Raw genomic sequence first — 13,739 nt, 5'->3', positions numbered from 1 at the left:
ATCGCTAGGCTCACGTCATTCCTGTCCCCCAAGGCGCTCGTTGTGCCGGCGCCGCAAAGCCGGAGATTCTGAATGAAGAGCCATGCCCGCGTTGTCGTTATTGGCGGCGGTGTCGTCGGATGTTCCATCCTCTATCACCTGACGAAATTCGGCTGGACCGATGTTGTCCTCGTCGAGCGCTCCGAGCTGACATCGGGCTCAACATGGCATGCGGCGGGCGGCATGCACACGATCAACGGCGATCCGAATGTCGCCAAGCTGCAGAAATACACGGTCGAACTCTACAAGGAGATCGAGGCCTATTCCGGCCAGGATATCGGCCTGCACATGACCTCCGGCCTGATGCTGGCAGCGACCAACGAACGTTTCGACTGGTTCAAGTCACTGCTGGCCAAGGGCAAATATGCCGGCGGCGAAGCGCGTCTCGTCTCGGTCGAGGAAGCGCATGAGATGATGCCGCTGCTCGATCCGAAGGAATTCGTCGGCGCCGTCTTCGATCCCCATGAAGGCCATCTCGACCCCTATGGCACGACCCATGCCTATGCGAAATCGGCGAAGAAGAACGGCGCCGACATCTATCTGCACACCAAGGTCGAGGAACTGATCCAGCTGCCTGACGGCATGTGGCGGGTGGTGACCGACAAGGGCGAGATCCTCGCCGAGCATGTCGTCAACGCGGCGGGCCTGTGGGCGCGCGAGGTCGGCCGCATGGTCGGCCTGGAACTGCCGGTGCTCGCCATGGAGCACATGTATCTCATCACCGAGGATATGCCCGAGGTCATCGATTTCAACAGGACGGCCGGGCGCGAGCTGATGCATTGCGTCGATTTCGACGGCGAGATCTATATCCGCCAGGAACGCAACGGCATGCTGATGGGCACCTACGAGAAGGACTGCCGCCCCTGGTCGCCGATCGAGACGCCCTGGACCTTCGGACATGAATTGCTGGCCGAGGATATCGAGCGCATCTCCGGCGAGCTGGAAGTCGGCTTCCGTCATTTCCCGGCCTTCAACAATGCCGGCATCAAGACGATCATCAACGGTCCCTTCACCTTCTCGCCGGACGGCAATCCGCTGGTGGGACCGGTGCGCGGCATGACGAATTTCTGGTCGGCCTGCGCGGTCATGGCCGGTTTCTCCCAGGGCGGCGGCGTCGGGCTGGCATTGGCGCAGTGGATCATCAACGGCGATCCGGGCTTTGATGTCTTCGCCATGGATGTCTGCCGCTACGGCGACTATGCGACGCTCGCTTATACCAATGCCAAGGTACGGGAGAACTATTCCCGCCGCTTCTCCATCCGCTACCCGAACGAGGAACTGCCCGGCGCCCGTCCGCTGCTGACGACGCCGATCTACGACAAGCTGAAGGAAAAGGGCGCGGTGTTCGGCGCCTCCTACGGGCTTGAAACGCCGCTGTGGTTTGCCCCCGAGGGCGTCACGGATGCCTTCTCTTGGCGTCGCTCCACCGATTTCGACCATGTCGGAAACGAGGCCAAGGCGGTGCGCGCCGGCGTCGGCATGATGGAGACCTCGGGCTTTGCCAAATATCTCGTGGCCGGGGAAAGCGCCCGGGAGTGGCTGGACGGCATGCTGGCGGGCAAGGTCCCGCAACTCGGCCGCATGACGCTGACGCCGATGCTGAACGATGCGGGCAAGCTGATCGGCGATTTCACGCTGGCGGCGCTCGAAGACGAAGAATTCCTGCTGATCGGCTCCGGCATTGCCGAGGACTATCACATGCGCTGGTTCGAGCAGCATCTGCCGGAAGACGGTTCGGTGGAGATTGATGCGCTCAATCTCGGCCTGCTTGGCCTCTCCGTCGCAGGGCCGAAGGCGCGCGAGGTGCTGCAGAAGCTGACCCATCTCGATCTGTCGGATGCGGCTTTCCCGTTCATGACGGTGGGCGAGATCGATCTCGGCATGGCACCGGTTATTCTCGGACGCGTCAGCTATACGGGTGATCTCGGTTACGAGATCTGGATGAAGCCGGAATACCAGCGCTACCTGTTCGACGCGATCATGGCGGCGGGCGAGGAATTCGGTATCTCGCTGTTCGGCCTTCGGGCGCTCAACGCCCTGCGCGTCGAAAAGTCCTTCGGCAGTTGGTCGCGCGAATACCGGCCGCTCTATGGCGCTCAGGAGGCCGGGCTCGGCCGCTTCATCGCCTATAGTAAGCCCGCAGACTTTATCGGCAAGCAGGGCGCTCTGGAGGAGAAGGCAAGCGGCGGCGAATTGCGGCTCGTGACGCTGATCGTCGAAGCCAAGGATGCTGATGTGATCGGTGACGAACCGATTTCGCTGCGCGGCGAGGTGAGGGGATGGGTGACGTCCGGAGGCTACGCCCATGCCTCCGGCGTCTCCGTCGCCATGGGCTATGTTCCGAAGGAGATCGCGAATACGGCCGAGGGCTGGGAGGTCGAAATTCTCGGTGAGTTCTTCCCCGCGAAGCTCCAGTCGCAACCTCTGTTCGACGCCAACGGATCGCGGATGCGCTCCTGAAAATTGAAAACTCTATAGAAAAGTTTCTACTTAAGGGCGGTGTTATCCACACCGCTCAGCGCTCACTTTTTGTGAGTTATCTGCCGCATTTCTGGCATTTGTGGGTGTATTTGCGCCAGTTCGAGCAAAAGCTCGTGAAATTTCATCTGCCTCTTTCTTTTGCACTTCACATTTTTAGCGAAACGGATAGGAATCAAAAAATTGAAGATCCCATAAGGGACATCGAACGAAGAGGTGCGGCCGGCATGGTCCGCATCCCAGGGAAACTGCATGGAATACTTTATCCAGCAGCTCGTGAACGGGCTGACTCTCGGATCCATCTATGGCCTTGTCGCAATCGGCTACACGATGGTTTACGGCATTATCGGCATGATCAACTTCGCCCATGGCGATATTTTCATGCTCGGCGGCTTCGCCGCCCTCATCATCTTCCTGATCCTCACCTCGTTCTTCGCAGGCATCCCGGTCGCACTTCTGCTGCTGGTCATGCTGGTCGTCGGCATGCTGATGACGGGTCTTTGGAACTGGACGATCGAGCGCATCGCCTACCGGCCACTGCGCGGTTCGTTCCGCCTCGCGCCGCTGATCACTGCCATCGGTATGTCGATCGCGCTGTCGAACTTCATCCAGGTGACGCAGGGCCCGCGCAACAAGCCGATCCCGCAGCTCGTCACCGATGTCTATCACATCGGCGCCCTGACGATCTCGCTCAAGCAGATCCTCATCGTCGTGATCACGGCCATCCTGCTCGCAGCCTTCTGGTTCATCGTCCATAAGACGCCACTTGGTCGCGCCCAGCGCGCCACGGAACAGGACCGCAAGATGGCGGCTCTGCTTGGTGTCGACGTCGACCGCACCATCTCGATCACCTTCATCATGGGTGCAGCGCTCGCGGCGGTCGCCGGTGCCATGTACCTGATGTATTACGGTGTTGCCTCGTTCAACGACGGCTTCATCCCGGGCGTCAAGGCGTTCACCGCAGCCGTTCTCGGTGGTATCGGCTCGCTGCCGGGTGCCGTTCTCGGCGGCCTGCTCATCGGCCTCATCGAAAGCCTATGGTCGGCCTATTTCTCGATCGCCTACAAGGATGTCGCGACCTTCGCCATCCTGGCCTTCGTGCTGATCTTCAAGCCGACCGGCATTCTCGGCCGTCCGGAAGTGGAAAAGGTCTGACATGACGACGCAGTTGGAAAAGAACGAACCCGGCCTCATGGCAAAGGCCGTGAAGGAAGGCGTGTTCGCCGGCCTCATCGCCTTCGGCATGTTTCTCCTGTTTGTCGGCATCGAGACCTATCAGGACATCAACAACCAGCTGGTTTGGCGTACGCGCTGGGGCCTGCTCGGCATCTTCGTGGCGATTGCCGCCATCGGGCGCTTCCTGACGGTCGGCTTCATCAAGCCGCATATCGACCGTCGCAAGCTCTCGAAGGCCAAGAGCGGCGTGCTCGAGATTTCGGACCAGAAGAGCTTCTTCCACAAGCACTTCCTGAAGATCGCTCTGCTCTTCCTGGTCTGCTACCCGTTCCTGGCAATGCTGATCTTCGGCCGCCAGGGCTCGCTCAAATATGTCGACAATTTCGGCATCCAGATCCTCATCTACGTAATGCTCGCCTGGGGCCTGAATATCGTCGTCGGTCTCGCCGGCTTGCTGGACCTCGGATATGTCGCCTTCTACGCAGTCGGCGCCTATTCCTACGCGCTGCTCTCTGCCAATTTCGGCTTCTCCTTCTGGCTGCTTCTGCCGCTTGCAGGCATTCTGGCCGGCTTCTGGGGCATCATCCTCGGTTTCCCTGTGCTCAGGTTGCGAGGTGACTACCTTGCGATCGTGACGCTTGCCTTCGGTGAGATCATCCGCCTCGTGCTGATCAACTGGACGGACGTTACCCGCGGCACCTTCGGTATCTCCGGCATCGCCAAGGCCTCGTTCTTCGGCATCTGGTCCTTCGATGTCGGCGCTGCCAACAACTTCAACAAGGCGTGGGGACTGCCGAGCTCGTCGGTCTATTACAAGATCTTCCTGTTCTACGTCATCCTGGCGCTCTGCCTGCTCACTGCCTATGTGACGATCCGCCTGCGCCGCATGCCGATCGGCCGTGCATGGGAAGCGCTGCGCGAGGACGAGATCGCCTGCCGCTCGCTCGGCATCAACACGGTCATGACCAAGCTGACGGCCTTTGCCACTGGCGCCATGTTCGGCGGCTTTGCCGGTTCCTTCTTCGCCGCCCGCCAAGGCTTCGTCTCTCCGGAAAGCTTCGTCTTCCTGGAATCGGCGGTCATCCTTGCGATCGTCGTTCTCGGCGGCATGGGCTCGCTGACGGGCATTGCGATCGCGGCTGTCGTCATGGTCGGCGGCACCGAATTGCTGCGTGAGATGGAATTCCTCAAGCATGTCTTCGGTCCCGACTTCACGCCTGAACTCTACCGTATGCTGCTCTTCGGTCTGGCGATGATCATTGTCATGCTGTTCAAGCCGCGCGGCTTCGTCGGCTCGCGAGAACCGACGGCCTTCCTCAAGGAACGCAAGGCTGTCTCCGGCAGCTTTACCAAGGAAGGTCACGGCTGATGGCGACCGGAACAACGACGATGACATCCAATACGGCATCCAACATGGCCGGCGACACTCTGCTCAAGGTCGAACACCTGTCGATGAAGTTCGGTGGCCTGATGGCGATCAACGACTTCTCGTTCGAAGCCAAGCGCGGCGACATTACCGCGCTGATCGGCCCGAACGGTGCGGGCAAGACCACCGTGTTCAACTGCATCACTGGCTTCTACAAGCCGACGATGGGCATGATCACCATGCGGCAGAAGAACGGTGAGGAACATCTCCTCGAGCGCTTGCCGGATTTTGACATCACCAAGAAGGCGAAGGTCGCGCGTACCTTCCAGAACATCCGGCTGTTTTCCGGCCTGACGGTTCTGGAAAACCTGCTGGTCGCCCAGCACAACGTGCTGATGAAGGCTTCGGGCTTTACCATTCTCGGCCTGCTCGGCCTGCCGGCCTATAGGACGGCTGCGGCGGATGCGATCGAGAAGGCACGCTACTGGCTGGAAAAGGCCGATCTGATCGATCGTGCCGACGACCCGGCAGGCGATCTTTCCTACGGCGCCCAGCGTCGCCTGGAAATCGCCCGAGCCATGTGCACCGGGCCGGAACTGCTCTGCCTGGACGAGCCCGCGGCCGGCCTCAACCCCAAGGAATCGCTGACGCTGAACGCGCTTCTGCGCGGTATTCGTGACGAGGGAACATCGCTGCTCCTGATCGAGCACGACATGTCGGTCGTCATGGAGATTTCCGACCATGTCGTGGTTCTCGAATATGGCCAGAAGATTTCCGACGGCACGCCGGATCATGTGAAGAACGACCCGAAGGTGATTGCAGCCTATCTCGGTGTCGAGGATGACGAAGTTGAAGAAATCGAGGAAAAGCTTGATGAGGGGACCGTCTGATGGCCGGTGAAACCCTTCTGAAAGTCCAGGGTGTCGAAACCTATTACGGCAATATCCGTGCACTCGCGGGCGTCGATGTCGAGGTCAACAAGGGCGAGATCGTCAGCTTGATCGGCGCCAACGGCGCCGGCAAGTCGACGCTGATGATGACGATCTGCGGCAGCCCCCAGGCGCGTGTCGGCCAGGTCATCTTCGACGGCGAGGACATTACCAAGCTGCCGACCCATCTGATCGCGCGCAAGCGCATCGCCCAGTCGCCGGAAGGCCGCCGCATCTTTCCGCGCATGACAGTGCTGGAAAACCTGCAGATGGGCGCCAATCTCGATAACCTCAAATACTTCAAGGAAGACGTCGAGAAGATCTTCGTGATGTTTCCGCGGCTCAAAGAGCGTCAGAGCCAGCGCGGCGGCACGCTTTCGGGCGGCGAGCAGCAGATGCTGTCGATCGGCCGCGCGCTGATGGCACGCCCGAAGCTGCTTCTCCTCGACGAGCCGTCGCTCGGTCTCGCGCCCCTGATCGTCAAGGGCATTTTCGAGGCGATCAAGAAGCTCAACAAGGAGGAGGGGCTCACCGTCTTCCTCGTCGAGCAGAACGCGTTTGCTGCACTGAAACTGTCCGACCGCGCCTATGTGATGGTCAACGGCAAGGTGACGATGAGCGGATCGGGCAAGGAACTGCTTGCCAATCCGGAAGTCCGCGCCGCCTATCTTGAAGGAGGCCGGCATTGAGCGCGACCATCATCATCTCGGGCATCGGGAGATACTGACATGCAGGGCCTGTTCTTCGAAACCGATACGGGCGTTCGTTATTTCCTCCGCGGCATGGTCATGCTGCTCGGCTTCTGGACGGCGTGGCGCGCCGGCAAGGCGGTCGCGGATGGATGGGGCGGTTATGGGCAGGTCGTTGCCTATACGCTGCTGCTCGGCGTCGTCATGCAGTTCATGCATTACGCGCTGTTCCAGGGGCCGTTCATCAGCGCGTTCTACTACGTTATCGACGTCGTGCTTCTGGCCATCTTTTCCTTCAGCGGATTTCGCATCCGCCGTACTCGGCAGATGGTTCAAAACTACTACTGGCTCTACGAGCCGACCTCCGCTTTCTCGTGGAAGAAGAAAGATTGACAGCAGGACTTTTCTGACTTCAGATTAGTTTGGGTCGAATAAGAAATACACCAAAGGTGGAACAGTTTTCCGGCGCAGTGATGGTGGGTATTGCGCTGGAGCCCCAATATGCACTCACCTAAAAACTGGGAGTAAATCCATGAAGAAGTCTCTTCTTTCTGCTGTTGCACTGTCGGCCATGGTTGCCTTCAGCGGCAACGCCTGGGCCGATATCGTGATCGGCGTTGGTGGTCCGCTGACCGGCCCTAACGCTGCATTCGGTGCGCAGCTCCAGAAGGGTGCCGAACAGGCTATCGCCGACATCAACGCCGCTGGCGGCATCAACGGCGAAAAGCTGACGATCGCACTCGGCGACGACGTGTCCGACGCCAAGCAGGGCGTTTCCGTCGCCAACAAGTTCGTTGCCGACGGCGTCAAGTACGTGGTCGGTCACTTCAACTCGGGCGTTTCCATTCCGGCTTCGGAAGTCTATGCCGAAAACGGCATCCTCGAAATCACGCCTGCCGCCACCAACCCGGTCTTCACCGAGCGCGGCCTGTGGAACACGTTCCGTACCTGCGGCCGTGACGACCAGCAGGGCGGCGTTGCCGGCAAGTATCTCGCCGACAAGTTCGCTGACGCAAAGATCGCCATCATCGACGACAAGACCCCGTACGGTCAGGGTCTCGCCGATGAAACCGCCAAGGCATACGCTGCTGCAGGCAAGAAGGAAGTCATCCGCGAAGGCGTCAACACTGGCGACAAGGACTTCTCCGCGCTCATCGCAAAGATGAAGGAAGCCGGCGTCTCGATCATCTACTGGGGTGGCCTCCACACCGAAGCCGGCCTGATCATCCGCCAGGCAAAGGACCAGGGCCTCAAAGCAACGCTCGTTTCGGGTGACGGCATCGTCTCCAACGAACTGGCCTCGATCGCCGGCGACGCTGTCGAAGGCACGCTCAACACCTTCGGCCCCGACCCGACGCTGATCCCGGAAAACAAGGAACTGGTCGAGAAGTTCAAGGCCGCCGGCTTCAACCCGGAAGCCTACACGCTCTACTCCTATGCCGCCGTTCAGGTCATTGCCGAATCCATCAAGGCTGCAGGCAGCGCCGAAGACGCTGAAGCTGTTGCCAAGGCGATGCACGAAGGCACGTTCAAGACCGTTCTCGGCGACCTCGCATTCGACGAAAAGGGCGACCCGAAGCTTCCGGGCTACGTCATGTACGAGTGGAAGAAGGGCCCGGACGGCAAGTACAGCTACTTCCAGCAGGGCAGCTAAGTTCTGCAACGTCCCATTTCAAATCAGGAGAAGCCCGGTTTTTACCGGGCTTCTTTGCATCTTGGGGGTGTAATGAAGCAAGTGTTCCGATAAACGTAGGCGCGTATGCGACCCTGCAAGAGTTTGCAGGTCAAAACATGCAATTTACGGAATCCTAATGTTCCAAAATAAGTCTGACATCTCTTGTCGATTACAGGATCATGATGCTTCTTACCGATGACCAGTCGCATGCGGCGCTTATTCCCGGCGGAATGGCGTTTTTCAGTTGGGATCTTGCCGTGGATAAACTGTACGGGGATGCCGTCATGGCGGACTTCTTCAGTCTCGACCCGGCAGCTATGGCATCTGGCATTCCCATCCTGACGGTCATCAACAAGATCACCGACGAGGATCGGCCGCTGGTCGCGGAATCCATCCACAAGGCGATCACGACCGGAGCACTGCGCCAGCAGCGCTACCGCATTCGTAACGAGCGTCATGGAATGGTAGACGTGTTTTCGGTCGGTCGCTGCCTGAGGGACGAGCAGGGTACGCCCTCGATCTATAACGGCACCATCATTGATGCGGCGGCAGGCGTCGTCAAACTGGAGTCTGACGCACTCGAAGAACACTGCCAATCGGCGCTGGGTATCGCCGAGCGGCGGGGCAACGAACTTGCCGCGCGTTACATTTCCTGCGCGCTGCGGGCGATCGGCGGCATTGCCGGCATTACTGGTGTTCGCTGAAAGAGCGCGAGCCGCTCGATCAGGTTGGAAACCCGCTCAGCCTTTTCGGACGAAGAGATTTCAATTGAGGGAGACTGGCGCTTCAAGGCCTTCACGGCGATCATGAGTGCGTTGAGGGGGAAGTGTTCGTGTCGGGTGTCATCGTGCAAACCTGTGGATGCACAAGGCCCATAACTGGTTCGTGGTTGCAGTGCAATAAATGCCTGATTGCATTGTCTCATGAGTATATTCTAATTCGAGAATATAGATAGATAGTCAGTTATTTTATCCGCGCCGGCAAAGTTGGAAATCCAGTTCTATAGAGAACTTCATTGGCGTTCTCCTTCATGTAGAGCATGCGCGGCCTTGACGGCCGCCGATGCCCGGTTTTCGACGCCGAGTTTCACATAGATCTGCTCGAGATGCTTGTTCACCGTTCTGGCAGACAGTCCAAGAATTTCGCCAATATCGCGGTTCGGCTTACCCTTGGCGATCCAGGCGAGGACTTCAGATTCACGCGCCGTCAGCTGGAAGTGCTCCTCAATACCTCGGTATCGGTCTGGCGGTTGTTGAGGGTGAGGCGAAACAGGAATTCGTCCGCGCCGAGCCCGCCGAGATAGGAGAGCTGCAGGCCCTTTTCCTCGGCCTGCGACAGGGCGAAGGGAACATCACGGACAAAATCTGGGCGATCCCGCTCTTTCATCCAGACCGAAACACGGGCGGCGACGAGCTCCAGGCCGTCGTCGCTGTTCGTCGCAGCATTGATCAGGCGGGTGGCCTGAGGGGTTGACCACTGGATGCTGCCGTCTCCCCGTACTGCCAGAAGATGCCGTCCTGCCGCATCGAGCGCGACGCGCGCGCTTTGGGCAGAGCGAGCGTTAGAGAGATGGACACGGATGCGGGCGCGCAGTTCGTCGATATTGATCGGCTTGGTCAGATAGTCGACGCCGCCGGCGCCAAGCGCATGAACCACATGCTCGGTCTCGGTCAGGCCGGTCATGAAGATGACCGGTACCTGAGTCGCGCCGCCATTCAGCTTCAGCCTGCGGCAGGTCTCGAAACCGTCCATGCCGGGCATGACGGCATCGAGCAGGATCAGGTCCGGCGTGATGCGGTCGACGATACCGAGAGCCGAGGCGCCGGATGTGGCGATCAGCACCGAGAAGCCCGACTGTTCCAGCGCTTCGGTCAGGAAGCCCAGCGCTTCCGGGCTGTCGTCGACGAGAAGGACGATATCGCGGGGAGATGCCTGCTCAGCCATCCTGCTTCTCCTCAGTCTCCATCCGCGTAAGGTATTTCATGTATCCCGCCATATCGAATGCTTTGACAAAAACGCTGAGTTCATCTGCAAAGCGCCGGTGTCTCTCGTCAGCAGCGAGATCGGCGAGCTTGGCTTCGATGCCGCGGACGTAGCCGATTTCGCCAAGCCGCAGCAGGTCCTGCACATGTGTCGGTCCGGGGCTTTTGACGGGCTTGCCGACTTCCGGCGGTGGAGACGGAGGGGCATCCGTTTCGTAGATCCAATTGAGGCCGAGATGGGAGGCAAGCTTGTCGGCGAGCCGTCTTATGTCGACCGGCTTGGCGATCGCGTCACTGTGGCCGGCATCCTCGGGCACGGAGGCTGCGCCATCGCCGATATTAGCCGACAGCATGATGACCGGAGCCAGCTGGCCGATCTCGCGCAGTTTGGCCACAAGCTGCCAGCCGTTCATATCGGGCATGGATATGTCGACAAGGAAGAGGTCGGGCGTCGTGCCCTCGATCAGCGTCAAGCAGTCAAGGCCGCCGGTCGCCGTCAGGACGACGAAGTCCATCGGCGCCAGAACCTCGCGCATCAGGTCGCGGTGATCCTGGTTGTCGTCGACGACGACGATGGTGCGGCGCGGGCCGGTATAGGAGACGATCTTCTTTTCCGGGGCCGGTGCGGTATTGGGACGCTCGATCGCCGACAGCATCAGCCGCACGCGGAAGGTCGAGCCGACATCCTTGGTACTGGCCGCGATGATTTCGCCACCCAGCGTGTTGGTCAGCAGTTGCGTGATGGTGAGGCCAAGGCCGAGGCCGGGCATCGGCCTTACACTATCCGCCTCGCCGCGCTGGAAGGGTTCGTAAACGCGGGCCAAATCCTTCTCGGCAATGCCGCGACCGGTATCGGCAACGGTGAATGTAGCGACCTGGCTGCGATAGGCGATTTCGAAACGCACGGTGCCTTCGTCGGTGAACTTGATGGCGTTCGACAGAAGGTTGACGAGGATCTGCCGCAACCTCTTCTCATCGGTGCGAACATATTGCGGCAGGAGAGGAGAGCGGATGTGCTCGAAGACGAGACCCTTCTGCCTGGGCCTGCAGCGAGAACATCTCGACGATCTGGTCGAGAAAATCCTGGATGTTGATCTCGTTGGAATAGACCTGCAGTCGGCCGGCCTCGATCTTGGAAATATCGAGAAGACCGTCGATCAGGCCGGACAAATGGTCGGCCGAGCGCTTGATGACCTTGATCGCCGATTGCCGTGGCGCCGGGATCGTCTCATCCCGCTCAAGAATCTGCGCATAGCCTAGCACGGCATTGAGCGGGGTCCTGAGCTCGTGGGAGAGCCCGACGACATAGCGGCTCTTCGCACGGTTGGCGGCCTCCGCCGTTTCCTTGGCATCCTGCAATGCCGCGTCGGTCTTCTTGTGGGCGGCGATTTCCTTCAGCAGCAGCGTATTCTGGCGCGAGGATTCCTCCTCGGCGACGACGCGGCTGTCATGCGCCAATACGTAGAACCAGGAGACGATGCCGGCGATGATGGCGAAGACGAAGAAGACGATAGAGATCGTACCATAGATGATCTCGGCATTGGCTGGGGCCGCTTCGCCCGCCTGATAGGCGACCATGGCAAGGATCGCGCCCATGATCGAGATCGATGTCACGGCGGTGGCGGCATAGCGCCCGAGCCGCGTCGTCAGCTTGGCGATGACGTGTTCGGGGAGGAAGGAGCGGGTGACGGTGCCGACCTGGGTGTTCAGCCGCGCATTGGGCTTGCACATGTCATGGCAGCGGCTGTCCAGCGAACAGCAGAGCGAACAGATCGGCGCCGCATAGGCCGGGCACCAGGCCATGTCCTCCGGCTCGAACGGGTGTTCGCAGATGGAGCAGGTAATGGAGGTCTGGTTCTTCCAGCTGTGGCGCGGCTTGCGGGCGAGATAATATTTGCCGCGCGTGGCGAAGGCGGTTGCGGGAGAAATGAGGAAGGCGATCAGCGTCACATAGGTGGCAAGCGATGCCATCAGGGGGCCGAACAGGCCGAAATGGGCGGCAAGCGCCACGGCTGCTGAGCCGAGCATGGAGATCAGCCCGACCGGGTTGATATCGTAGAGATGGGCGCGCTTGAACTCGATACCTTCGGGCGCTAGCCCCAGCGGCTTGTTGATGAAGAGATCCGCCGAAATGGTACAGAGCCAGGCCATGGCGATGATCGAGAAAATCCCGAGCGTTGCCTCCAGCAGCCGGTAGATACCGAGTTCCATCAGCAGGAGCGCGATCGCGACGTTGAAGATCAGCCAGACGACGCGGCCCGGATGGCTGTGGGTGAGCCGCGAGAAGAAGTTCGACCAGGCGAGCGACCCCGCATAGGCGTTCATCACGTTGATCTTCAGCTGCGAGACGACGACGAACGCAGCCATCAGGAGGAGAGCAGCCGTCTCGTTGGGGATCATGTAACCGAAGGCTGCGAGATACATATGCGCCGGGTCTGCCGCTTCCCGGATCGGCACGCCGGTCGACAGGGTGAGCACCGCGAGGAAGGAACCTGCGAGCAGCTTCGGTACGCCGACCACGACCCAGCCGGGGCCGGCGAGAAAGACGGCCAGCCGATGGCGCCATTTTCGCTGTCCTTCTGAGGGCAGAAATCGCAGGAAGTCCACCTGTTCGCCGATCTGCGGCATCAGCGCCAGGATGACGGCGGAGGCCGCGCCGAATTCGACGAGATCGAAAGGGCCGCACCGCCCACTTCCGCGTTGGAATAGTTGACGCCGGCAAAGGCGCGCCAGAGATCGAATTTTTCCCAGTCGAGGAAGGCGATGAAGACGAAAGGCAGGATGTTCAGCACGATCCAGAACGGTTGGGTCAGCAACTGGAAGCGGGAGATGAGCTGCACGCCGTAGATGACGAGCGGGATCACCACGACGGCGCTGATGATGTAGCCGATCCAGAGCGGAATGCCGAAGGCGAGCTGCAGCGCGCCCGTCATGATCGACGCCTCGATCGCAAATAGCATGAAGGTGAAGCTCGCATAGATCAGCGAGGTGATGGTCGAACCGATATAACCGAAGGAGGCGCCGCGCGTGAGCAAGTCGATATCGACGCCGTGGCGGATGGCGTAGCGGCTGATCGGCAAGCCGACGACGAGCATCAGGACGGCGGCGGCGATGATGGCGAAGAAGGCGTTGGTCGTACCGTAGGAGAGCGTGATCGCCCCGCCGATTGCTTCCAGCGCTAAAAGGAGATCGCACCGATCGCCGTATGGGAGATACGGCTCGACGAAAAGCGCCGTGCGCTCTTGGCGGTGAAGCGGAGCGCATAGTCTTCCAATGTCTGGTTCGCGACCCAGCGATTATAATCTCGCCGGATCGGGATGATCCGTTGCCGCGCAGCCATGCCTTATTTTTAATCCCCTCTGGGGCGTGATCCCCAAAGAGGCACTTTCCGTGCTGCACGCGGAA

Annotated in this window: 9 protein-coding genes and 2 pseudogenes; 8 read left to right on the top strand and 3 right to left on the bottom strand. The window is 60.0% G+C overall.

The window, feature by feature from the left end:
• Positions 1–72 precede the first annotated feature (72 nt).
• A complete protein-coding gene (locus N7E02_RS08555) occupies positions 73–2,499 on the top strand; it encodes a GcvT family protein (protein ID WP_286581448.1) in 2,427 nt (808 codons plus the stop codon).
• A 62-nt stretch (positions 2,500–2,561) separates the two neighbouring features.
• Here the strand turns inward: N7E02_RS08555 and N7E02_RS08550 are convergent, their stop codons facing one another.
• The gene (locus N7E02_RS08550; protein ID WP_286581447.1) at positions 2,562–2,771 is read right to left on the bottom strand and encodes a hypothetical protein; all 210 of its coding nucleotides are present in this window, start codon (positions 2,769–2,771) and stop codon (positions 2,562–2,564) included.
• Between N7E02_RS08550 and N7E02_RS08545 the strand changes: the two genes are divergently transcribed.
• The 7 genes from N7E02_RS08545 (at position 2,770) to N7E02_RS08515 (ending at position 9,056) form a co-directional block, all read left to right on the top strand.
• On the top strand, positions 2,770–3,672 hold the full coding sequence (locus tag N7E02_RS08545; RefSeq protein ID WP_286581446.1) for a branched-chain amino acid ABC transporter permease: 903 nt from the start codon (positions 2,770–2,772) through the stop codon (positions 3,670–3,672). The two genes, N7E02_RS08550 and N7E02_RS08545, sit on opposite strands and share 2 nt — an antisense overlap.
• A gap of 37 nt (positions 3,673–3,709) precedes the next feature.
• Positions 3,710–5,062, top strand: a complete 1,353-nt coding sequence (gene livM / locus N7E02_RS08540; RefSeq protein ID WP_374730755.1) for a high-affinity branched-chain amino acid ABC transporter permease LivM — start codon at positions 3,710–3,712, stop codon at positions 5,060–5,062.
• Complete coding sequence (locus N7E02_RS08535) at positions 5,062–5,949, top strand: ABC transporter ATP-binding protein (RefSeq protein ID WP_286581444.1); 888 nt, start codon at positions 5,062–5,064, stop codon at positions 5,947–5,949. Before livM ends, N7E02_RS08535 begins: the two co-directional genes overlap by 1 nt.
• Entirely contained in the window at positions 5,949–6,677 is a 729-nt protein-coding gene (locus N7E02_RS08530) for an ABC transporter ATP-binding protein (RefSeq protein WP_286581443.1), read from the top strand. Before N7E02_RS08535 ends, N7E02_RS08530 begins: the two co-directional genes overlap by 1 nt.
• 39 nt (positions 6,678–6,716) lie before the next feature.
• Positions 6,717–7,070, top strand: a complete 354-nt coding sequence (locus tag N7E02_RS08525; RefSeq protein ID WP_286581442.1) for a DUF6867 family protein — start codon at positions 6,717–6,719, stop codon at positions 7,068–7,070.
• Positions 7,071–7,209: 139 nt separating this feature from the next.
• Entirely contained in the window at positions 7,210–8,331 is a 1,122-nt protein-coding gene (locus tag N7E02_RS08520; protein ID WP_286581441.1) for a branched-chain amino acid ABC transporter substrate-binding protein, read from the top strand.
• A gap of 278 nt (positions 8,332–8,609) precedes the next feature.
• Complete coding sequence (locus N7E02_RS08515; protein WP_286581440.1) at positions 8,610–9,056, top strand: PAS domain-containing protein; 447 nt, start codon at positions 8,610–8,612, stop codon at positions 9,054–9,056.
• Between the two features lie 308 nt (positions 9,057–9,364).
• Here the strand turns inward: N7E02_RS08515 and N7E02_RS08510 are convergent.
• Together N7E02_RS08510 and N7E02_RS08505 are read right to left on the bottom strand one after the other, a co-directional pair.
• Positions 9,365–10,296, bottom strand: a pseudogene (locus N7E02_RS08510) (response regulator).
• Positions 10,289–13,674, bottom strand: a pseudogene (locus tag N7E02_RS08505) (hybrid sensor histidine kinase/response regulator). The pseudogenes N7E02_RS08510 and N7E02_RS08505 overlap by 8 nt, the downstream one beginning before the upstream one ends.
• Between the last annotated feature and the right edge of the window lie 65 nt (positions 13,675–13,739).

This window comes from Terrirhizobium terrae, assembly GCF_030323265.1.
Classification (GTDB): Bacteria; Pseudomonadota; Alphaproteobacteria; order Rhizobiales; family Rhizobiaceae; genus Neorhizobium.
This window is presented reverse-complemented; position numbering and strand designations above follow the sequence as displayed.